21 protein-coding genes and 1 pseudogene are annotated in these 22,671 nt (G+C 37.5%); 10 read left to right on the top strand and 12 right to left on the bottom strand.

The window, feature by feature from the left end:
* Nucleotides 1-104: 104 nt before the first annotated feature.
* The 4 genes and pseudogenes from SUSAZ_10630 to SUSAZ_10615 all read right to left on the bottom strand — a co-directional run bounded on the left by SUSAZ_10630 (nucleotide 105) and on the right by SUSAZ_10615 (nucleotide 4,993).
* A pseudogene (locus tag SUSAZ_10630) lies at nucleotides 105-668 on the bottom strand (hypothetical protein).
* 16 nt (nucleotides 669-684) lie between these two features.
* Complete coding sequence (locus tag SUSAZ_10625; protein ID AHC52288.1) at nucleotides 685-3,051, bottom strand: quinol oxidase subunit 1/3; 2,367 nt, start codon at nucleotides 3,049-3,051, stop codon at nucleotides 685-687.
* Nucleotides 3,052-3,780: 729 nt separating this feature from the next.
* Nucleotides 3,781-3,885, bottom strand: coding sequence for a hypothetical protein (locus SUSAZ_10620; GenBank protein ID AHC52665.1), 105 nt, complete (start codon nucleotides 3,883-3,885; stop codon nucleotides 3,781-3,783).
* 508 nt (nucleotides 3,886-4,393) lie between these two features.
* Entirely contained in the window at nucleotides 4,394-4,993 is a 600-nt protein-coding gene (locus tag SUSAZ_10615; GenBank protein AHC52287.1) for a sulfocyanin, read from the bottom strand.
* A gap of 144 nt (nucleotides 4,994-5,137) precedes the next feature.
* On the opposite strand from SUSAZ_10615, the gene SUSAZ_10610 reads away from it, so the two are divergent.
* From SUSAZ_10610 to SUSAZ_10590, 5 genes are all read left to right on the top strand, one after another.
* A complete protein-coding gene (locus tag SUSAZ_10610; protein ID AHC52286.1) occupies nucleotides 5,138-5,890 on the top strand; it encodes a Rieske (2Fe-2S) protein in 753 nt (250 codons plus the stop codon).
* Nucleotides 5,891-5,895: 5 nt separating this feature from the next.
* Entirely contained in the window at nucleotides 5,896-7,416 is a 1,521-nt protein-coding gene (locus SUSAZ_10605) for a cytochrome B6 (protein AHC52285.1), read from the top strand.
* A complete protein-coding gene (locus SUSAZ_10600) occupies nucleotides 7,403-7,843 on the top strand; it encodes a cytochrome B558 subunit B (GenBank protein AHC52284.1) in 441 nt (146 codons plus the stop codon). Before SUSAZ_10605 ends, SUSAZ_10600 begins: the two co-directional genes overlap by 14 nt.
* 2 nt (nucleotides 7,844-7,845) lie before the next feature.
* Nucleotides 7,846-8,292 carry a quinol oxidase subunit II SoxA gene (locus tag SUSAZ_10595; GenBank protein ID AHC52283.1) on the top strand — a complete coding sequence of 149 codons (447 nt, stop codon included), beginning with the start codon at nucleotides 7,846-7,848 and terminating at the stop codon, nucleotides 8,290-8,292.
* A 111-nt stretch (nucleotides 8,293-8,403) separates the two neighbouring features.
* Nucleotides 8,404-9,129: a hypothetical protein gene (locus SUSAZ_10590; GenBank protein AHC52282.1), complete on the top strand. Its 726-nt coding sequence runs from the start codon at nucleotides 8,404-8,406 to the stop codon at nucleotides 9,127-9,129.
* A gap of 206 nt (nucleotides 9,130-9,335) precedes the next feature.
* Here the strand turns inward: SUSAZ_10590 and SUSAZ_10585 are convergent, their stop codons facing one another.
* Nucleotides 9,336-9,899, bottom strand: coding sequence for a hypothetical protein (locus tag SUSAZ_10585; protein ID AHC52281.1), 564 nt, complete (start codon nucleotides 9,897-9,899; stop codon nucleotides 9,336-9,338).
* 227 nt (nucleotides 9,900-10,126) lie between these two features.
* Here SUSAZ_10585 and SUSAZ_10580 point away from each other — a divergent pair, with 227 nt between their 5' ends.
* Together SUSAZ_10580 and SUSAZ_10575 are read left to right on the top strand one after the other, a co-directional pair.
* Nucleotides 10,127-11,719, top strand: coding sequence for an acetolactate synthase (locus SUSAZ_10580; protein AHC52280.1), 1,593 nt, complete (start codon nucleotides 10,127-10,129; stop codon nucleotides 11,717-11,719).
* A complete protein-coding gene (locus SUSAZ_10575) occupies nucleotides 11,720-12,592 on the top strand; it encodes an aldo/keto reductase (protein ID AHC52279.1) in 873 nt (290 codons plus the stop codon).
* A 24-nt stretch (nucleotides 12,593-12,616) separates the two neighbouring features.
* On the opposite strand, the gene SUSAZ_10570 is transcribed toward SUSAZ_10575, so the two are convergent.
* The 5 genes from SUSAZ_10570 to SUSAZ_10550 all read right to left on the bottom strand — a co-directional run bounded on the left by SUSAZ_10570 (nucleotide 12,617) and on the right by SUSAZ_10550 (nucleotide 16,733).
* Nucleotides 12,617-13,507, bottom strand: a complete 891-nt coding sequence (locus tag SUSAZ_10570; protein AHC52278.1) for a 2-ketoisovalerate ferredoxin oxidoreductase subunit beta — start codon at nucleotides 13,505-13,507, stop codon at nucleotides 12,617-12,619.
* Nucleotides 13,476-14,669, bottom strand: a complete 1,194-nt coding sequence (locus tag SUSAZ_10565; protein AHC52277.1) for a pyruvate ferredoxin oxidoreductase — start codon at nucleotides 14,667-14,669, stop codon at nucleotides 13,476-13,478. Before SUSAZ_10565 ends, SUSAZ_10570 begins: the two co-directional genes overlap by 32 nt.
* Nucleotides 14,666-14,935, bottom strand: coding sequence for a ferredoxin (locus SUSAZ_10560; GenBank protein AHC52276.1), 270 nt, complete (start codon nucleotides 14,933-14,935; stop codon nucleotides 14,666-14,668). Before SUSAZ_10560 ends, SUSAZ_10565 begins: the two co-directional genes overlap by 4 nt.
* The gene (locus SUSAZ_10555) at nucleotides 14,916-15,479 is read right to left on the bottom strand and encodes a pyruvate synthase (GenBank protein ID AHC52275.1); all 564 of its coding nucleotides are present in this window, start codon (nucleotides 15,477-15,479) and stop codon (nucleotides 14,916-14,918) included. The genes SUSAZ_10560 and SUSAZ_10555 overlap by 20 nt, the downstream gene beginning before the upstream one ends.
* 63 nt (nucleotides 15,480-15,542) lie before the next feature.
* The gene (locus SUSAZ_10550; protein ID AHC52274.1) at nucleotides 15,543-16,733 is read right to left on the bottom strand and encodes a 4Fe-4S ferredoxin; all 1,191 of its coding nucleotides are present in this window, start codon (nucleotides 16,731-16,733) and stop codon (nucleotides 15,543-15,545) included.
* A 64-nt stretch (nucleotides 16,734-16,797) separates the two neighbouring features.
* On the opposite strand from SUSAZ_10550, the gene SUSAZ_10545 reads away from it, so the two are divergent.
* From SUSAZ_10545 to SUSAZ_10535, 3 genes are all read left to right on the top strand, one after another.
* A complete protein-coding gene (locus SUSAZ_10545) occupies nucleotides 16,798-17,055 on the top strand; it encodes a hypothetical protein (GenBank protein ID AHC52273.1) in 258 nt (85 codons plus the stop codon).
* A gap of 136 nt (nucleotides 17,056-17,191) precedes the next feature.
* The gene (locus SUSAZ_10540) at nucleotides 17,192-19,519 is read left to right on the top strand and encodes a xanthine dehydrogenase (GenBank protein ID AHC52272.1); all 2,328 of its coding nucleotides are present in this window, start codon (nucleotides 17,192-17,194) and stop codon (nucleotides 19,517-19,519) included.
* Between the two features lie 951 nt (nucleotides 19,520-20,470).
* The gene (locus SUSAZ_10535; protein ID AHC52271.1) at nucleotides 20,471-20,899 is read left to right on the top strand and encodes a (2Fe-2S)-binding protein; all 429 of its coding nucleotides are present in this window, start codon (nucleotides 20,471-20,473) and stop codon (nucleotides 20,897-20,899) included.
* Here the strand turns inward: SUSAZ_10535 and SUSAZ_10530 are convergent.
* Nucleotides 20,879-21,691, bottom strand: a complete 813-nt coding sequence (locus SUSAZ_10530; protein AHC52270.1) for an amidohydrolase — start codon at nucleotides 21,689-21,691, stop codon at nucleotides 20,879-20,881. The two genes, SUSAZ_10535 and SUSAZ_10530, sit on opposite strands and share 21 nt — an antisense overlap.
* Nucleotides 21,692-21,791: 100 nt before the next feature.
* Nucleotides 21,792-22,631: an amidohydrolase gene (locus tag SUSAZ_10525; protein AHC52269.1), complete on the bottom strand. Its 840-nt coding sequence runs from the start codon at nucleotides 22,629-22,631 to the stop codon at nucleotides 21,792-21,794.
* Nucleotides 22,632-22,671 lie beyond the last annotated feature (40 nt).

Raw genomic sequence — 22,671 nt, 5'->3', positions numbered from 1 at the left:
TAACTTTTAGATTTACACATTATGTTTAAAGAAAGACTATACTAAATACCATTTCATTAGTTAAGCTCCTACCTATTTCACTTCAATAAGATTAATTGGAATCTCTACTGTTATATGAACATCTTTTCCTCTTTGAATATCTTAATTACATATTGAAGCAAAAGATAAACAACTAATGTATTCATCATGAGAAACATTATTACGCCAAGGTATTGTAGGCTTTGCGTACTATATAGTGTAGTGTATAAGGAAGGATAAGTCATAAGTAGAGCTGAAAGATAAGTGTCAGCTATCATCCAGAGTGCCAGAAGAAATAGGTTAAAGTTTCTACTCAGCCCCTTAATACTATGTCCCATAAAGTAACCTCCTATAAACAGTGACAATTCCTCAATTAATCTTATCCATAAATCATATACACCTAAATTGAAGAAGAAAGGAATGTGCCATGTTACAGCTAAAAATATTGCAATAACTAACGAGATGTACTTGTTAAGTGTTTTTAGTCTGTCATAAACAAAATAGGCAAGTAGTATACCTGAAGCGTATAAAGAATAGTGCGCTAACATATAAGGTATAGGATTTATAGACATGTAGGACTCAGTATATGGATTAATTGTAATTATTATTAAAAAAACCGATATAATTATAAAAAAACTGCTTTTTTTCACTTATTTATCCCCAATACTAGACGATAAGATGTAAATAGAATGTACTAAACACCACTACCCATACGGCATCTACGAAGTGCCAATAGTACGTTGCTGCTACTGAACCTGCATATGGTGTAAAGCCTTTACGAATTCTCAACATCATAAATGCCCATATTACTAATCCCATTATTACGTGGAAGCCGTGTAGGTTCACTGTCGCAAAGAAGAATGCTGAAGCCGCTGAGTCTTGTGGGATAAAGTGGATGTAGTGGGTGAATTCATATATTTGTCCACCTAAGAATGTGAGACCCATAGCCATAGTTAACAGTCCCAAGTTTCTGAACATCTTTACATTTCCTTTCTTGAAATACTCATATGCTATATGAGCAGGTATCGAGCTTGAAAGTAATATTGCGGTCATAATTGCGGGTAATGGGAAGATTTCTACAGCTGGCACAATATTATTTACGTAAGATAATGGATTAGTAACAGGACTCATTATAAAAGCGTATCCACCTATGAAAGACCCAAACAGTACCACTTCAGCCAGTATAAACCATAGTACAGCACTTCTTGCATCTCTCATTGAGGCAATTCCAAGTGATGGTGAAACTGAGTTATTAACTGAGTTGGTGACAGGTACACCTCCATCCGCATAGAAGTGTGGAGGAGGTTGCATAGGTTTAAACCACTGATCATATCCCCAGTACAGCCCAACACCTATGAATGCTAATAACAGTAGTATACCTATCGGTATTAAACCAATCAGTATGAACATAAAACCTAAGGGTATAAATGAGAGGAATAAGCCTAAGACACTGTAATATGGGAATTTAATACCATGATATTCCTCATCAAAAGCTCCGTCTAATGATTTACCAAAGCTTAATGGCAACTTTACAGGTTTTATAAAGAAGTCCTGTAATTTCACGGAAATATTATCCCAGGGATCTACTCCACTAACAGCTCTCCCTCTTAAAATACCATGAACTAATACTCCTGCTAATATAAATAATCCTATACCAGTTAATACTGCACCTACGCTAGCCATGAATTGGAATGGGTCATATATGGGACTGGGTATAACAGCATATCTTCTTGGCATACCCAGTATACCTGCGATTGACATTCCAGTAGCTGTCAAAAATGTTCCACCTACTAATAGTATTGCACCAGCTTTGCCTAAATCATCATTGTACCATTTCCCACTCCAGAATGGGAAGTAGTAGAATAAGGCACCAAGAAGAGCATAGAGTATTGCATAAACCATGTAATGGAAATGACCTACCACGAAATACGTTCCATTTAATGCGTAGTCAATTGGCACTAATGGGAAAAATACGCCAGTAATTCCGCCCAATAAAAACATCGCAATGAATGATATAAGCAGTATTGTAGGTGTCTTATACCTTATTTCCCCTCCATAAAGAGTAGCTGTCCAGTTCAGAACCTTCACTCCTGAGGGTATAGCAATTGCCATAGTTGTGGCTGATGATACTATCTGAACAAGAGTATTATCGATTGCTGTAAACATGTGATGCATCCATACTCCTAACGCACTTAGAAATGCTATTGCAATGGAAGATAAGGCTATAGCAGTATAACCAAATATCTCTCTTCTTGCCATCTTTGGCAATAATTCACTTACCAATCCCATAGCGGGTAATATTAAAATGTAAACCTCTGGGTGACCAAAGAACCAGAATAATTGTTGCCACAAAACAGCGCTTCCGCCTAGAGCAGAATTAAAGAATGGTGTTCCCCATAGTCTCTCTAGGTAAGCGAAAACTAAACCTGCAGTTAATGAAGGCATAGCTATAATTAACAATAAGGAAGTAGTGAAAAATCCCCATACGAACAGAGGCATTTTAAGATAGGGAACTTTCTTCATCTTGGTAATTGTCATTACAAAGTTCACACCAGTTAAAGTGGAAGATAGACCGGAAAGAATTAGTGCAATTTCTATCATATTTGTTCCTAGTCCGTAATTGACTGTCGTTTCAACAGATAGTGGGGCATACATATACCATCCTAAATCTACGGCACCCAGAAGTGGTGAAATAGATGCTAGTATTACCGCTGGTACTAACATCCAAAAGGATAAGGCGTTAATTTTTGGCCAATACAAATCATGTGCACCTATCATTCTTGGAACTAAATAATTAGCAAACCCAGTGCTTAATGGCATTACAACGAAAAATATCATGAATATACCGTGAAGTGTTACTGCATCATAATAGTCCACTGCGCTTAAATTATTGAACGATAATTGATCTCTTATTAGGGCAGCATTAACTGATCCTATAATAAGTGCAATTATACCTAATAATATATACATCTGTCCTACGTCACTTGCGTTAGTGGTATAAAGTGCAACTTTGAGAATTCTTTTTATGTTCATCTCACTTATTACATACTAGTTTTTATTTTTAAATTTTTATTAAGTAAATCTAATGTCTGTAACCCTTTGTATTTATACCAAATTAAATATTAATATAAATAATATTAATAAAATGAAAAATGGCTGTAATTATTTTAGGATTGTATCCTTAGCCTTATATCTTTTCAGCATCTATAGGTGAAGTAGCAAAGGATATTTATGTTAAATCATTTATCATTTTCTGACGTAGAGGCTTTAAATAACAGTCGAAATGGATAGTGTGTAATACTTATACAACATGTCACTTTGTAATTGCAATCTCCTGAAGAGGAACCTCGAATCTTAATTGAAATATGCCTTCCTTTTCTGAAAAGTATTTTCATAACTTTACTGACTTCTTCCTCATCCACACGATGGTTTCCCCATCGGTTCGTGCTTACATCTCTAAGGAACAGTCAAGAGGCAAAAACCCCCTCCCATATAAATTCACGATTGCAATAACATCCCTATCATTCTCACAACCACAACTCTCACAGGAAAAATATGAGATACTTCTCTTTCATTTCACTCTAAGATAACCTAGAATTGGTAAATAACCACCATCCCTAACACTTTCATCCTCTCAAGGTTTAGCTTATATGAGGTAGTAGGAGTTAACCAAACTGGCACTCTACATACCCTAGAATACTTACCGCGTTTAGGATTTTTAAGCCAATCCTTGTATACTGCTACAGTCTGCCTATAACAATCTTAAGCCAACCTTGGATGAAGGTTGAATTTCTCCTTTAACACTTTATAAGTTGCATTATGAACCTCTTTTACTATATCTTTCTTTGGCTTATTTCTCTCAACCATTCAAGACGTATTTTAAGCCCTCTCTCATACCTGGAGGAGAGAGCAGGGAAGGGGTAAGGGGATCATAAGAGTGATTGTAGTTATGATTCCTAACCCTTTCTTCTTATTAACTCCCCTTACTAACAATACGGAAGAGAGAGAAAAGGATTTTTTTAACTTTATCATCCCTGCCCTGCGAGGCTTTCCTCATATTGTAAAGTCATTGAACTTAATTTGCTTATCCTACATTATTCCTTTTATTCATTATTTTTGAAATAGGGATTAGATTGTAATATATTAAGTGTTATATGCGTTCAAGTTATAGTTTTACGTTTTGATTACCTTAAGCTTTAATTGATTAAAACGTTAAATAATTAGTATATTAATTTGTTTGAAATATTTAGTATAAATACTCTGTAGTTTACCTCACTACTATTTGATTAAGAGTAAGTGATGGTTAGTATGTAATATATGATCATGATATATCTAGGTTTCAGTAAAAAAAGCTATTATACATCTTATGGACTTTTTACTGAACTATTGCGTAAGGGGCTGTTACATTATCTGAGACTACTACAACTGCCCACATTCCTGAAGCGGCGTGACCAGTTATTCCACATACTAGCATATAATATCCTGCGCTTATTGGTCCCCATACTCCTTCAGCGGAAGCACCTCCAGATATACCATTTACATCGTAGTTACTAATTGATGCACCTACTAGATCTATTATCTTTCCATCACTGGTTATTTGAGGACTTTGAGGTGTAGGCGTGGAATTTTGTAGAAGTATAAGGTTATGAGGTAGTGATTCTTGATTGATAAATTTTACAACTATTGTAGATCCTGCTGGTATGTATATTACTAAGCTTCCTGATGAAGTGCCATTAAAATTGAACTGATTGACATTACTTGAAGATTCAGTTACAATTGTCAAAAAAACAGTCTTATTACTATTACTATATGGTAACGTAATCTTACTAGGTCCGGTGCTTGTGCTTACATTATTGCCGCCAGATGGCGAGGATAACATAGTATATTGGTTGTAGACGTAAACTCCTACGGCTACAGCTAATATTACAACTAAAATTCCAACTACGACAGGCAAGACAGAACTTTGAGCCTTCATAAAATTTAGATACATATACTTAAATTTAAATTTAATAGTTATCTAACTTTCCGATTATCCGTTAGCTATTTTTAAAATTAACAGAATTTTATATTAGAAAATTTTATCGTAAAACTTAAAAACATGATATAATATTAATAATCAATGGACAGAAGGACATTTTTGAGATTGTATCTATTAGTAGGGGCTGCTATAGCTGTTGCTCCAGTCATAAAACCTGCACTAGATTATGTGGGTTATTACTATAGTGAACTAAGTTCAATCTCGAAACAGTATTTAGTTGCAAACAACACGGACGGCTTAGCTGGATTTCCTAAATATAAGGTAGCTAATATACAACAAGTACAACAACAGATTAAGAGCTCTGGTTGTGCAGTTTATTTCTTCCCATATCCTCTGACTAATGAGCCCTGTTTTTTAGTTGACCTACAAGTGTTAACAGGTCAGCAGATTACAGAAATTTCTAATCCTTATTATGGCAAATACGCAGGTCCTTTAGGTCAAATGCAAACTATTAAGGGTGTTGGACCCAACGGTACAATATTTGCATTTTCTGATGTATGCGTACACTTAGGTTGCCAACTACCTGCTCAGGTTATAGTCTCCAGTGAGGATCAGGCTGGATTGTATGCCAAGGGCGCTGATTTACACTGTCCATGTCACGGTTCAATATACGCATTAAAAGATGGAGGAGTTGTAGTCGCAGGTCCAGCACCTAGACCACTTCCAATAGTTATATTGGACTACGACAGCTCTACAGGAGACATATACGCAGTGGGTACTAACGCACCGTACTTCAGTGCCGGAATACCAAGAACGACACCTCAAGATAACCTACTGTATGATCCGAGATATAGTTATGCAGTTCCGAATAATCCTTCGTGTAGTAATGGGTGAGGTGTATGGTAACCCAGAAAGGATCTACTCTAGATAGGATATTATATTGGTTAGACGAAAGGTTGGGTATTTATGGTCATACATTAAGGCAAGCTCCAAGATATGCTTATTCAATAGATTATTGGTTAGGAGGGTTTGTACTAGCTGCGCTAATTTTTGAGATAATAACAGGAGCTCTCACTGCCCTTTATTACACTCCAAGTGATCCATATACATCTACTACTTATCTTATAACTCAAGTTCCATACGGTGCACTATTGTTTAGTCTCCACAGTTGGGGAGCATATGTTATGATATTTGCTATGTTAGTTCACATTACTAGAAACTTCATAGTTGGGGCTTATAGACCTCCAAGAGAGTTCATGTGGATTGTTGGTAGTTTATTAGCTGGTTTAACTCTAACTGAGGCCTATCTTGGCTATTCCTTACCTTATAATTTAATTTCATGGGTTGCCACAACAACTGGACTAAACTTGTTCGGATATATGCCCTTTAACCTGGGTTATATAATTTCTCTGTTTACTATAGTGAATCCTAATCAGCCAGGGATAATGTCTGGTGTAGACCCTCTAGTTCAAAGATTTTTCGTTTTCCACTGGATAGTTGGCGGACTGTTAATAGCAGTAGTTGGTCTTCACCTATATATATTTGAGAAACACGGTATAACTCCACCACTCTCCGAAGTTAAGCCTGATGCACCTGAGTTAATAGATGAATATCAGGACAAGTTGAAGTCTGATTACAGATGGGAACTACAACCTCTTATAAGATCCATAGGTATGGTGGTAATGATCTTCCTGCTAACCTTCGGAATAATATTCTTCATAGCTTCCCTGATACCCTTTGATATTTCCGTTAGTGGCACTGCACTTAAATACGTTAAACCAGAGTACAATCCTGTAAACGCTGCCCAAGCACCTCCATTACCAGACTGGTATTTCTTATTTATCTACTTCTTCTACAAAACCATAGATCCCAGTAGTGCCTCAATAATATTCTTAGGCTGGGTAGCGGTCACTGTACTATTCCCGTTTATAGATGCTTACGTATTTAGACATAAGGCTCCTCATCCAGGACTCAGACCTGCTGCAATATCTTTAGGTACGGGATTCATAATAGCATTCATAGTAAATACCATTTGGGCAGAGGAAACTCCAGGTCAAGAGATTGGCACTATAGGTCTAATTGTGGACGCAATTATATTCATAGCCTGTTTTGCAGTGCTATGGCCCTTACTCAGATATGTAGTACAGCCGAGAGTGTTAGCAAAGATGAATAGTTCGCCATTTAGAGACGGTGGTATAATGACAATAAAGCCTGAGAAAAGAGTTCTTAGTGGAGCAGTGGTTTTATCGATGAATCTCTTCATCCTAGGTACTCTGATTTACTCTCTATATCAAGCATTAACAATACCCATGACTTCGTTAGGTGATCAATTTATAATAGGTCAATATATAGGATTATCCATGATAATGTTTTCATTATCCGTATTTCTAAACGTGGTGATTGGATATGGAAAGAGGTAGAATATTAGAATTAACAACTATAGTTCTTGCGGCAGTTGTCTTAATTGTGCTAGGTGTAATATCGGACGGGTATTTAGCCCTTATAAACAGTGGTAATTACTTGTCAACACAACAGAAACAAGATGCAATAGTCATTAAGGTTATAGCTTTTCAGTATGCATGGGAGTTTGTTTATCCCAACGGAACTACCACTATAGATAAGTTAGTGATTGAAGCTAATCAGACCTATTTACTGGAAATACAGTCAAAGGACGTCATTCATGCATTCTATATACCGCAGTTAGGGTTCAAGTTTGAGGCTATCCCTGGATATGTATACGATTTCTACATAATGGTGAAGACCCCAGGTACATATGATATATGGTGTGCTGAATTCTGCGGTCCTGGTCATTACACCATGAGAGGAACTCTCATAGTGGTGAGTTAATAATGGATGCTAACAACAGGAAGAAATTGACTTTAAAGGATTATATATGGTGGGTGGTTAGTATTGTAGCGTTCTTTGTTGCCTTTGAGTGGATAGGCGATTTTGGCAGGTTAGCTTATTTGACGTCAAGTCCAATTACCAGTTATGTAGAGAATCTTTATACAGCAACATATTTGACAGCAGGAATTGTTTTCGCCCTATTTATGGGGAGTATTGTATTTCTTGCAGTCAGATTCAGAGCTCCTTCACCTACTACAGAGGTAAGGAGAATAAGTACACTAACTTACTATTACATAGCTCTAGTCATGGATCTAATTGCAGGCGTAGTTATAACCTATTTGATGACAACAATTTCATATGAGTTTTTAATAGGTGCGTTAGCGTCAGCGGACGTTTTTATATTTGGGTCAATAATTTATTTAATATACAAAATGTATTTCACAGACTAAACTGAAAGTAATATTTTTTCTTTTTCATTAACATGAGGTGAATTCTCTTTAATAGAGTTTTTTATTCTAGATTAAGTAAGATTTATTAATTTGAAATAATGATTAAATAATGTGAAATCCCTCATAAGCATTATCCCGTATTTACCTATAATATTTGGAAGCCTTTTACTAACTTACCTATTTCCTCTAAGTCAATTAGTGCCCTTAACTATATTCTGGATATTCATGACCATTTTGGTTTTACGTACTGCGCTCAGTGATGAGGCAAAAATGGTTATTTTCGGTAAAGATAGACTCAGGTGGATGATATTTTTCATTTACTTGGCAATTCATTACGCCGTATATAGTCTTGCCATCGAGCTATTGTTAGGTCAGTTTAGCCAAGGGAATAACCTATTATATATAGGTCCACCTTTTGCAATTTACATCACACCCTTCAGTGTATCGCCGAGTTTGACTGGTTTAGCTCTATCTCTCATATTAAATCCCACTTTGTTAATTCATTTATCTGATCAACTGGTGATTGAGCTATCATTCTACTCAATTTCCATGGGTCTCCTAATTTCTTTTTTGGTAACGTCAAGCTTAATGATTGTGATTTCAACTAGAAAAAGACTGAAGTACCTAGCCCTTGTTCCCATGCTTGGAATTTTAGTAGGGGCAAGCTGTTGTGTTTCCATACCTGTATTACTGGCAACTTCGATTGAGGCAGTTGGAGTTGTTTTATTAACTACGTTTTCATGGGAGGTCGTATTTATTGCCTATGTTATTTTACCTCTAGTTACAGTAATAGTTTTAAAACATCTATCTAATTCATTACTTAGGCTGATGTCTTAGGATATTTAGGTGTAGCTGATATTCGAATATATACAACTAATGGAGATTTCTCTATCTTATCTATTTATTCTTAGATATAAGTGATATGATACAGTAAATACCATATAATCTCAAAAAGTAAACATCAGTAGAGCAATTTACAATTTAGCAATCTTGAAAATGGTTTTTGTATTCAAAACTGATTTAACTTTATAAAAGCTAAAAAGTTATCCAATAATACTTTTCATGAACTTTGATATAACGTAAATCAGAAACACATTCATTATCACAAACATCAGTATGCCCGCTAGCGGTAAACTTGCTGGAGGATAAGGGGAAAAGGAATAAGCTAAATTTGAGTAGAGCGTAGTGGAGGTGATAAAGAGTATTGCCAGTATGGAATCTCCTAACATCCACAAGGCTAATAGTGTTATTTTAATTTGTAGTCTCATTGAGTTTATACTGGACCCTAGTAAAATTCCTCCCAATAATAGTGTTATTTCAAGGAGTATTCTATAATCTAATATGCCTGCCCCTAAGGAGAAGAAATAGGGTGTGTGCCATAAGATGGCTGGAATCAATCCTAGAATGAGTGATATATACCCTCCTTTAAAGTACTTATAGCCTATATACAGACCTGAGAAATACACAGCGTAATGGGAAGCCATATATACTGCTGGTACTGAGAACTCCAGGCTTTCAGTATAAGGGTTAAAGGAGAGAATCAATAGTGCGATCGGTAGAACGAGAAATTTGTAGGTAAGCTTTTGGTCCCTGTTAAGTTTTATCATTATTTATTTTTATTCAACCAAATCTAATAAAACAGAGTAGATCTTATATTAGAAATGACTAGAATCATAGCCTTGCAAAAAGACTATATACTCGAAATAGTAGTTTTCGATTTCACAGAGGGTTAAAGTGATATCTTAAAGGATTACATTACCCATGACTAATTCGTATTTATCTTGGTATATAGTATCCGAAACTTAATTTAACAAGATAATTTAATACACTATTAATGGCAAAATCTACAGCCGAAATTTTGATAGATTCCATATCCTCCCAGATATCAGATGTTTTCGGGATAGCAGGAACTCATGGACTGAGCCTTTTTGAGGAAATAAGGAAGAAAACTGAGAAAGGGGAACTCAAATACTTTATGCCTAGGCTAGAGTACGGAGGAGCTATAATGGCAGATTACTATGCAAGGGTAAAGGAGAATGTTGGTGTGTTCATATCAGTAAACGGTCCAGGTTTCACCAATTCCCTAACAGGTCTAGCTGAAGCTTATTCTGAAGGTTCGCCCTTAGTCTTAATATCACTCAATAAGGAGTTCAAATATCGTAATGACAAGCAACTGCATGACATGGGCTATTATGATGCACAGTTAGAGTTAGCTAGACAAGTGACAAAGGCTTCCTTTAGAATTTATTCCGCATCTGAAGCCCAATCCACCATAGAAAAAGCATTCAGAATAGCATTAGAGGACAAAATGGGTCCAGTGTATGTTGAAGTTCCAGTGGATGTACTTGAGGATTCAACAGACACAGAATTGAAAAATCAATCAAAGATAGGTAGAAAATTAATTTATCCCACAAGGGATGAACTGAGGGAGGCTGTCGATTTCATTAACTCATGTTCTAAGCCCATTCTGTTACTTGGTTACGGCGCATCGAGATCTAATGTTCTGAAATATGTGGAGAAACTGGGTATCCCGGTACTAGTTACTGTCAGGGGCAAAGGCGCAATACCCGAGGACCATCCCCTATATGCGGGAAACATATTTGAAATGTCAGAGGTGCCTGGCGATTGTTTGATAGCCATAGGGACTTCCTTTAATTCTCTTGAAATGTGGAACTGGACAACTAAATTGCCTTCTAAAATATTGCATGTTGATGTAGACGTTTCAGTTTTTAACAACAGTGTTAAAACCGATCTTGAGATAAAGGCTAGTGCTGAAGCATTCTTGGAACAGATATCTGAAAAGGTTAAGACAAGGGCATGGACAGTCGAGAAGGTAGAACGTCAATTCCCAGCCCCTGAGAATCCTGATATTACCCATGACGATCTTATCAGAGTTTTAGATAGCCAATTAGGTGAAGATAGGATTGTGATAGCCGATGCGGGTACAAACCAAGTAATGGCAATGGATATGAAAGTATATAGGCATAACTCTTACTTTAATCCCTTAATCTTCAACGCAATGGGGTCAGCTATACCGGCTGGAATAGGTGCTAAAATAGCCTCACCAGAGAGGGAAGTGGTCAGTATAATCGGAGATGCCGGTTTTCAGGCTTGCTTCAATGAATTAATTACTGCTGTGGAATATAAGGTAAATTTCTTGATAGTGCTGGTTCAAGATAATGTACAACACTTCTTGAGGATGAATCAGATGATGAAGCACGGTAAGCCCTTTGCGACTGATGTATTTCCTATAGATTACACGAAGGTTGTTGAAGGTATTGGTGTAAAGGTTTTTGAAGTTAAGAAGAAAGACGACTTAAAGAGGATCACCGAAGAGGCAATAAATTCATCATATAAGTATCCTACTCTCCTAAGAGTTCACGTTACTCCCAATAGCGTACCAACAATATTATTCAGGAGGAGTTGAATGGCTGACCTAAAGAAATTTAAACATTTTACCGTTTCGTCCATGGCTTTTGGTACATGGAGGATAGGGGGAGGTTTTTGGAGGGCAAGCCATACAAGAGACGGAGAGTGGATTGCATCGATAAAAAGGGCAATAGAGTTAGGGATAACTACAGTTGATACAGCTGAAATGTACGGTAATGGGCATGCTGAGGAACTGGTAGGAGAGGCTATAAAGGGTTTTGAGAGGGACAAGCTGTTTATAGTATCCAAGGTATGGCCTAGTCATGCAAGTTATGAAAAAGTGTTGAAATCTGCTAAGGCAAGTTCACAAAGGCTGGGTACATATATAGATTTATATCTTCTTCATACACCATCAAGGACAGTTCCCTTATGTGAAACTATAGGTGCTTTCGAGAAACTAGTGGACGACGGTATAATAAGATTTTTTGGTTTAAGTAATTTTGATTCCTCGGGTATCCCGAAGGCTATGTCTTGCTGTAAAAAGTATGAAGTTGTAGCAGTTCAGAACCATTTTAGCTTACTGAGTAGAAAGGATTGGAACGAAGCGTTATTATTCGCAAGGAACAATGGGTTAATGTATATGGCTTATACTCCATTAGAAAATGGGATACTAACAAGAAATGAGTTCCTCAAAGAAATAGGTAAGAAATATAACAAGACTGCATCGCAAGTTGCTCTAAACTGGTACATAAGTGTGGATAATCTAGTGCCTATCGTTAAGGCTTCTACTCCTGTTCACGTGGAGGAAAATGCGCAGGCTATGGAGTGGAGGCTTTCAAGGGAGGATTGGGAGGCAATAAATAATCATTTCAGGACTAAGGGGTACTTAAAGGAGAAAGTGGTAAGTTTCTTTAAATCCATGAGGCCTTAAGGTAACTTTCCCTTCTATTTTTATTTACATTAGCTCCTTTATCTTTTCCCACATATCATCTATGTATTTCTCCAGTTTGGTTATATCCTCTTCCTTTACTCTCTTAAATCTACCCTGCACAGACAGAAAGTCCTTAATTGGTCTTCTCGTCCTCTTGTCCAAACAGTGAAGACACTCTTGGCTTACTGTTATTTTACCATTGTAGTATTCAAATAATGGCCAATAGCACGTCTGCACTGCCAACTTAGCTATTTCAGCAGTCCTTGATGGGTCAAATAGCCATCCATATGGATCGGGTGTAAGCACGTGTATGTACCTAAAGCCATCAATTTCCTTTGCTCTTTTTAACTTCTGAATATAATCGTGGGGATACCCTACACTTGCAGTAGCAACATAAGGCGCATTGTGAGATACCATAAGGAAGGGAAGATTCTTTTTATTTTCTTTCTTGCCTTCTGGAGTAGTAGAAGTTATTGCGCCTAATGGCGTAGAACCACTTCTCTGTCCTCCACTGTTCATATAGGCTTCATTGTCCACACAGACATAGATTATATCCTCATTTCTCTCTGCAGCACCGCTTAATGATGCAAATCCTATATCTGCAGTCCCTCCATCTCCAGCCCATACTACCACATTCACATCCTTACCCTTTTGTTTATATGCCCTAGCAAGTCCTGATGCAGCTGCAGAACCAGCTGCAAATGCTATGTTTACTACAGGTAAATTAAAGGAATTATAAGGTGCATTACCTTGTATTATGGATGAGCAGCCTGCTACAACTACAACCACTGTGTCCTTTCCAAGTCCCATGCCCAACATTCTCATTGCCATATTTTCTGGGCATCCAGGACAGGCTGCTGTACCTGATATAAGTGAATTATGTTTATTCAATATCTCTCGGAGTCCTAATGTCAAGTTTTCCCACCTCTTTTGGATAATACCAGGTTACGTCCTCTTTTATGCCCTCTACAAACTTTGAGAACAAGTATATCATGTCATTCTTACCAACTGTAACTCCACCCAATCCAGTTACTATATCTTTAACTTCTGTGTCCTGAATAGTAGACTTAACCTCTATGTACAATGGTCCTCCTCTGCCAAAGCTAGTACTCCTGTCAACTACCAGAACTCCTTTCTTACCTTCCAAATTCTCCTTAATCTCCTTTTCGCTCCACGGTCTCAAGTACCTCACTCTCAACATACCTATTTTTATTCCCTTCTCCCTGAGAACATCTATAGCCTCCATGGCATCTCCTGCCCAGGCTCCCATTAATACTACAGCATAGTCAGCATCTTCTAACCTATAGCTAGAATTAAGGGTAGAATAATCAATCATAGGGGAAACTTTCTTGTTATATTCTCTACCGTGCTGTCTGATTATATCTTCAGAATTCTTCAATGCAAGATGGATTGACTCCCTCAATTTCATATAACCCTCTGGAGGAAACATATTTCCTATTTCCACTGGATCCTCGGGATCAATTACATATGGCTGCCTCCTAGGTGGTAAGTAATCATCAATTTGCTCTTGGTCAGGTATTAGCACGTTAGTTTTAGTGTGTGATAGAATGAACCCGTCCATCCCCACCATTACAGGCAAGAATACCCTCTCGTCCTCAGAAATCCTGAAAGCCTGAATAGTCAAGTCTAAGGCTTCCTGTGGGTTACTTGCAAATGCCATAATCCAACCACTGTCCCTCTCACTTGTAAAGTCAGTATGTTCGTTCCAGATATTCCATGGTGCTCCAACTGCCCTAGTCCCAACAACCATTACAACTGGAACTCTACTTCCGGCTACCCACCATACCATTTCATGCATGTAAAGAAGTCCCTGTGACGCAGTCGCTGTAAAAGCCCTTATACCAGCTAGTGCAGCACCATATGTCGCAGCCATTGCAGAGTGTTCACTCTCAACTCTAACTATCTCGGTCTGTATTTCTCCTTGGGCTTTCATTTCAGCCAATTTCTCTATTATCGAAGTCTGTGGTGTTATTGGGTAAATTCCTGTTAAACCTACTCTAGCTAACTTTACTGCAGTGGCTACTGCTTCGTTTCCTGAAATAATTTTTCTGATCATGTTTCACTCACCATACTTATTGCTTTTACAGGGCAAACATTCGAACAAACTCCACATCCCTTACAATACTCATAATCAACTGTAACTTTTCCTCCTTTGGGAACTATGGTGGATTCTGGACAGAACATGAAACAAGCCTTGCAACCTATACACTTACTCAAATCTATAACAGGCTTAATTACTCTCCAGGAACCTGTCTTACCTCCAGCTCCCTTACCGGGCTTTGTTATTGGAAAGTATTGATAATCAAGTAGTAACGACATTATATCTCCTCTCTTCTACTAGTTCATACATCTTTCTTACTCCTATGATGTTGATCTCTGCCAACTTATCATCAAATTCGTCTCTAATTGCCTTTTCAAGTGATTCAATACTGGGGATTCTAGTGAGTTTGATCAAAGAACCTAACATTATCACATTTACCATAGGCCAACCTGATCTAATTAAACCTAGTTCCGAGGCAACCTTTGTAGCGTTTACAGTAATTATTTTCTTATCCCTCTCTATTTCAGAGGCGTAGTTAGCTAGAATTACAGAGCTTGGCTTTAGTCCCCTATAAACATTGTTTGAAAGATGTAGGAGGGAACCATCTAGAACTACAACGTAATCAGGTTCCTGTATTGGAGACGTAACCCTGATTTGACTATCAGAAATTCTACAATATGCCTCTATTTCGGCTCCTCTTCTCTCAGCCCCGTATATGGGGAATGACGAAGAGTATAAGTTATCATAACCCGCTGCTTCAGCCAGTAGGTGAGAAGCCGTAACGACACCTTGACCACCTCTACCGTGGAATCTTATTTCGAGCAATAATTGACCACCCTTGAGAAATATATAGTATTCGATGTTTAAAAAGTCTATTATGAAAAATGTTTAAACTTTGGGCAATCCATAGTATATAACTTTTTGATAGAACTGAATCCTGTGGCTTACCTCAGATACTAAGTTTACTATTTCATCTGTTAAAATAATGAAGGGGAGAGGTATAGAAAGTAACGACAATACTATTGAGACCGCGTTCAGTATTACCCTGGTCCTTGATTTCTTATAGCCTGTAAATATCTCAACTCCCAATACTACAATTAAAGCTGCTATTATAGAAATCTCATGAGTTAGGTAGAAGAGTAATGGGAGAGAGGTTGTGAAAATCGAGCCTATAAACGATACTGGTGTGTCTGGATTATACCAAGATGGTCTTGCCTTTAGTATATATATCATGATACTTGAAAGTACGCCTAAACCTAAGAATATCACAGCAGGATAGTAAAATAACTGATTGAAGAAGGAGATAAGGTAGAATAATACCGATATAGAGGAGAATAATACCTCTCTACTTAACCATGAAGTCTTCAAATTGTAAATCACTCTGTAAAACCTATCAAATCTCTTTGCGTGGTTGACTGAGAGCAATAATGAGACTAGGGGTAGTATAAGACCCACTAAATTCCAGTATGGTAACTTGAAAATGGAGTAACCTAAGGCTATCTCACTGGCTATGGTGAAAGCTAATAATCCTATGTAGTTCTCCTCTTTCTTCTGATGAAGAGTTTCAACCTTTATAGTTTCAGCCTTCTCAGGTCTCTTGATAACAAATCTGGGTTCAGTTATATTTTCAGGTGCTAAGTAATTTACATTGGCATCTCCTTTCTCTATCCAGCCAAATGTCAATGCTCCAGTGGGACATGCCTCAACGCAATAAGGAAGACCACTTCCTATCCTATTATAACAGAGATGACATTTGCTCATTATACCGCTCGGAGTCATCTTTAACGCCTCATAGGGACATGCCCATGTGCAGAAACCACAGCCTATACAGTTATCCTCTATTATTCGCACTATCCCCATCTCGTTCTTTGCCATGGCATTCGCAGGACAAACATTCATGCAAACTGGGTTATCACAATGGTTGCATGCTATGGAAAGGGCAGTTTTAGTATCTTCATAGGGCATTACAACCAAACTTCTCCAGTTCAAACCACCGTAAGCCTTATTGCAAGCATCAACGCAGGCATTACATATAATGCATTTACTGTGGTCGAATATGAATCCTAATTTTCTTTCCATGGGTTAATGTGGTATTCTAAATTAATAATAATAGCTTTATAATGATATAAATCTACCCAAATTTGTGGAGTCACAATTTTATAAATATGCGTTGATGAGGAACTTTATAAGAGAAGTTGTTGAGCAAGAGTCTATAGAGAAATACATTCAGGAGAGATTGAATGATGACCAGGAAATGAAGAATAGATTCTGTAATGAAGAGAGTGATAAGATCAGAGAGCTAATAGAAGAGGTAATAGAATATATTTCAATGGGTAAGGGTAAAGGTAAGGAAGACTTAATACTCAAATCTATACTGTCAGTGTGTGGGAATGAAAAGTAGAATCTCTGACTGTCGTAAATCACAGGAGGAGTGTAAAAATTTACTACGTGTACGCATGATAAATTAAATTCTATTTTAATCATTTAATGATTTCAATTAGACAATAATATTAATCCACATCACATATGTTTACTTAATGAGCACTCACTATATAGAGGGTTCCAGGGTCGTTAACGGTTCTTCAGAGTTTATTAATGATATACCCAATCCCTCTGGAACCCTATTTATGGTTATATATAGGAGTAATTTACCTCACGGCGTTATCAAAAAAGTAGATGTTAGTGAGGTCTTTAACCACGGCGGAATAGCTTACACGAACCAGGAATTACTGAAGGTTATCAAGAACCCATTCCCTTTAGGCGTTGACTTACCCATAAAATACTATGCAGTAGCTAAGGATAAGGTTAGGTTTGTGGGCGAACCTATAGCCATAGTTTTAGCCAGAGATTTGTACAAGGCAGTCGATCTTCTAGACTATGTTAATGTAGAAGTGGACCCTTTGCCGGCTGTAACAAGTGTGAGAGAAGCCTTAGATAAGAAAGCTTTAGTACATGAGGAGTTAGGAAGCAATATTGCTGTAAATCGTAAAATGAGCTATGGTGATATGGTAAGGGCTTTCTCAGAATCGCCTATTGTAATTAAGAACGAATTTAAGGTTACTAAACACTCGGCTTTACCCCTCGAGGGTTACGGTGTTCTAGCTTACAAAACTGATACATTAAATATCATGGCTAACTTTCAAGGTCCAATGCTCGAAGCCTACTTTATTAGCCGTGCATTGGGTATTTCCTTAAACTGGATCAAGCTTTCGACACCTAGGGACATTGGGGGTAGTTTTGGAGTAAAGTATTCACTTTATCCTTATATGACAATAGCTGCAGCAGCGTCTATTCTATCTAATCACGCTGTTAGATGGATTGAGAGTAGGACGGAGAGTTTTCTATATAGTTCGTCAAGTGGCGACAGAGAGGGGTATGTGGAAATAGCTAGTGATAAGGAAGGAAAAATAAAGGGGATAAGGTATGCATTCTTCGAGGATGTAGGAGCTTATCCTAGACCACCAGAGCCAGGGGCTCTGTTTAGAGTTCACGGTAATTTAAATGGCGCTTATGATGTACGTAACATTGAAGTAAACCACACGGTCGTTCTTACTAATAAATCTCCCACGGGCTTAAACAGAGCCTATGGAGCTCCACAATTTTACTTTGCGTTAGAAACCACGATAGACAAGTTAGCAGAAGAATTGGGAATAAGTCCAATTGAAATCAGAAAAAGAAATGTGATAACTGAATTCAACAAGAGGATTAACAGTGACTACTTTTATGAAACTCCTACGGGAGGACTATATCCAAAACAGGACTACAATAGGGTTCTTAAACTTTTGGAGGAAGAGTATAGTAAGATTAAAAGAGAGCCCCTTACAGGAATTGGAGTATCTCTTTTCCTGGAACCGAGCGGAACTAATTTAGGTTATGTGGATTTAGCACTTGAGGGATCCAAGAGGAGACATAAACATTCAGCATCTGGGGATTACATCATAATGTCCCTTAATTTCGATGGAAGTATCAGTGTCTTTATAAATGGTACTAATGAAGGGCTAGGTCATGAGACAGTGACAGCGGAAGTCGTAGCTAGAGAGTTTGGAATAGATGTCAGTAGAGTGAAGGTAGAGAATAGAGTTGATACTTCTCTTCCGTGGACAATAGCCAGTGGTAGTTATTCCAGCCGTTTCGCTCCAATAGTTATAACCGGTGTACTGAAGGCATGTAACGAATTAAAGGACAAGTTATCTGATGTAGCCAAAAGATTCCTTGAGACTGAAGAAGTTTACTACGGCAATGGTAAATTTTACGCTAAAAAAGATTCAAGTAAGTCAGTAGATTTAAAAACACTTGCATCGGCTTTTCACTGGGATCCCTACTCAAATCCAGGGAGTCTATCTGTAGTTTCTTTCTACAATTCTCCCTATCTAGCACCACCAGAGGGGGATAAGATAAATTCCTCCCTAGGGTATTCCATTCAAGCTCATCTAGCCGTAGTCAGGATAGATCCTATTACTTATGATGTTAAAGTAGAGAAATACATTATAATTCATGACGTGGGGAGAATATTAAAAAGAGAATTGTTAGAAAGCCAGATGTATGGAAGTTTACTGCATGGAATAGCTATGAGCTTATATGAGAGGTTGGCTTACGACGAAAATGGTAATCCACTGATAACTACCTTTGATGCATATGAAACCCCTACTTTTTCCGAAATGTTACACACTGAAGTAGACATCCATCACTTTGAGAGCGATATTAATTATATTCCCTCAAAGGCATTAGGGTCGGGAGAAGGTCCAATTATGGGAGTTCCTGCTACCATAGCCAATGCAGTTTCAGACGCTATAGGAAAAAGGATTACTCAGATACCTATAACTCCTGAAATTATAATGGGACTTATTGAAGACGGGGTGAAGTAAGTGATTCCAGCCCAGTTTAAGTATTACAGACCTTCAAACTTACAACAGGCTTTAGACCTATTAAAGAAAAATGAGAGTGCCAGACCATTAGCCGGAGGTCAAAGTTTAGTTCCTATGATGAAATTAAGGATAATAAATGTAGATACTCTAGTTGATCTCAATGACCTAGACGAGTTAAGATATGTAAAGTTAGAGGAAGATAAGCTCAGGATTGGCTCTCTTTTAACTCATAATGAAATTGCGACTAACCATATAATAAGGCAAAGGTACTCATCCCTAGCAAAAGCTTCTTGGGTTATAGCTGACCTCCAAGTGAGAAATAAGGGAACTATAGGGGGCTCTATCGCTCATGCAGATCCCTCAGGAAATTATTTTCCAGTGTTATTAACATTAGAGGGCAAGGTTATACTGAGTAGTAGTAGGTCAATTAATATTGAAGACTTTTACTTATTCCCTTATACCACAGCATTAAGTCATGGAGAGATAATAAAGGAGATCGAAATACCCGTAAAGAAGAACAGAGAGTATTGGCTAAACTTTAATGTGGTTAAAAGAGGAGGAGCTTCGTATCCAACATGTCTAGTAGCAGTTAATCTAGAGCTCTCTGAGGATAGAGTTGTTGTAGGTTCAAAGATCGCTATTGGAGGTGTGTTCGAGAAACCTGTTTTAATCAGGGATCTGTTTTTAGGAGAAAAGGTGGATGAGATAAGGAGGAGGGCAGACCTGGACTCGATTGCTGAAAAGATCATTATGGAGAGAGACGAGAAGGTTATAAATGATATTCATGCCAGTAAGAGCTATAGACTAAAGCTTACTAGGAATTTGTTAGTTAAAACACTTATGGGGTATTCTGAGATTAAACTCCCATCAAAAGAAATTGTGAATACACCAAATAATCACTCTAATACTAACGATAGCTTAGTTGTGAACGGAGAGGAAATTTCACTCAATGTGGAGCCGAGAATTCTGCTCATTGACTTTCTGAGACAGAACGGATTTACTGAAGTAAAAAGGGGTTGCGATGAGGGGAAGTGTGGAGCATGTACAGTTTTAGTGGATGGAAAGGCTATAAAATCCTGTAATGCATTCGCTATTCAGTTCTCTGGGAAGAATATAGTGACAATTAAAGGTTTAAAGACCAAGCAGTTGGTTCAAGACGCATTTCTTAGAAATTACGCTATGCAGTGTGGATACTGCACCCATGGTTTTATGATGACTATTTATGATTACTTAACAAATGTTGATCCTGATGCAGACGAGGATATGATGAAATATGCAATAAAGAATATTTGCAGATGTACAGGTTATGTGAATATAATAAGGGCTACTAAAGACCTTTCTAGGTCACTTCAGAATAGCTCAAAACTTGATAAGCCGTAAAATATTATCCCTCAATATTCTCTTGTCCTTAACAACTTCATAAATCTGGTGGGCATAGTCTGCTAAGTCCTGTCCCACATATGCAGGAAAGTCGCTACCATATATTACTTTCTCAGGTATGGTGAGCAAATTAGGTAAGGACTTCAGTATATTTCTAGGAGGAATAGAGGATATCTCTAAATACACGTTGTCAAAATATTTAGCCATATAAAAGGCAGTAGTGTACCATATTGGTCTCCCTGCATGGGCTATGATTACTTTAAGTTTTGGAAAGTCCTTCACTACATCGTCGATTAATATTGGGTCAGAATACTTATTTCTCGTAGCACCCTCTATGCTTGTTCCCGTATGTATCATCACGGGCAAGTCGTGATCTTGGGCAAACTCATAAACGTATAATAAAGATTTTAGCCCTCCCTCTTCTTCCCTATAGGCATTAGGTTTAAAACCGTGATGAGGCGGATGTAATTTTATTCCTATAATTCCTAGTGAGTATTGTTTTTCTAATTCCTCCCTAACATTACAGGTTAAGGGGTTTACCTCGCCCCACTGTAGATATAAGTCAGGATTTCTCTTTCTCTCCTCATAATCTATGTAAAAACCGTCGTAGCACTCTCTAGTGTAACAGGGGTGGGATGGTACTAGGAGTATTTTATCTAGTTCTACCCAATCATTACTTAATGTCATCTTAGTATCTTTTGTGTACCTTAGAAATCCTTTACATTCATCAGGGATCAAGCCTCTATAAATATGATAATGGACGTGGGCATCAATAACCTTGATCCTGTCCATAAAGAATAATTGGAACCTACGTCTTTTTAAATCTTTAATTTATATTTTTTACAAAATTCAAAACAATAATATACTAGAAGGAGAGGTCTGCATCAGGAAACTATTTCAGAGTCTTGTATAAAGATCTTGGGTTTTTATCAGCTATATTCTCCTTTCCTTCAATGTTTAATGACAAGAACTCTTTCAAATTTTCTGCAAGTCCCTTTGTACCTGGTCCACCATAGTCACTTCCGTAAATTGTTTTATTTGAAATTTCCTCAATTCTCGGTAAATAATCCAGAATCTTCTTTGGTGGTATAGATGAGATTTCCGCGTATATATTTCTTCTAATTCGGCATAACTGAAAAGCAGTTGGAACCCAGTTAGGTCTTCCCATATGAGCCATAACTATCTTGAGCCTGGGAAAATCTACAGAAACATCATCAACATATATGGGATCGCCGTACTTGTTTCTTGCCCTTAAGAACATACTGGTACCCGTGTGAATTATTACAGGTAAGTTATGATCCTCTGCAAACTGATACATTATTTCCAATTGTTTAAGTCCTCCCTCTTCTTCCCTATAAGCGTTAGGCTTTACCCAGCTATGTACAGGATGCAGTTTAAAGCCAGCTACTCCTTGTTCGTATTGTTTTTCTAGCCAATATTTAGTTTCCTCAATCGTGAGCTTGTTAGGTTCTATACCACCTACAACTGAGAACCTTTCGCCGTAAGGTTTAAGAAAGTTTATAGCCTGGATAGCAATACTTTCGTCAATATTCCATAATTCTCTAGCTGGATAAGCTATGATAACTATGTAATCAATATTTGTTGAGTCCATTTCCTTTAGGACTTGTTGAAGAGAAGGAGGCTTAAACTCATAACCTGCATTCTTTGAGGAAAAATTTTGAGGTAAAAATTCCCTAAACCACGCATGAGTATGTGCATCTATGTAGCCCATACTCTATTAATTTATGCGAGCTGTTTATATTTTTAGCTAT

The organism is Sulfolobus acidocaldarius SUSAZ, assembly GCA_000508305.1.
GTDB lineage: Archaea > Thermoproteota > Thermoprotei_A > Sulfolobales > Sulfolobaceae > Sulfolobus > Sulfolobus acidocaldarius_A.
This window is presented reverse-complemented; position numbering and strand designations above follow the sequence as displayed.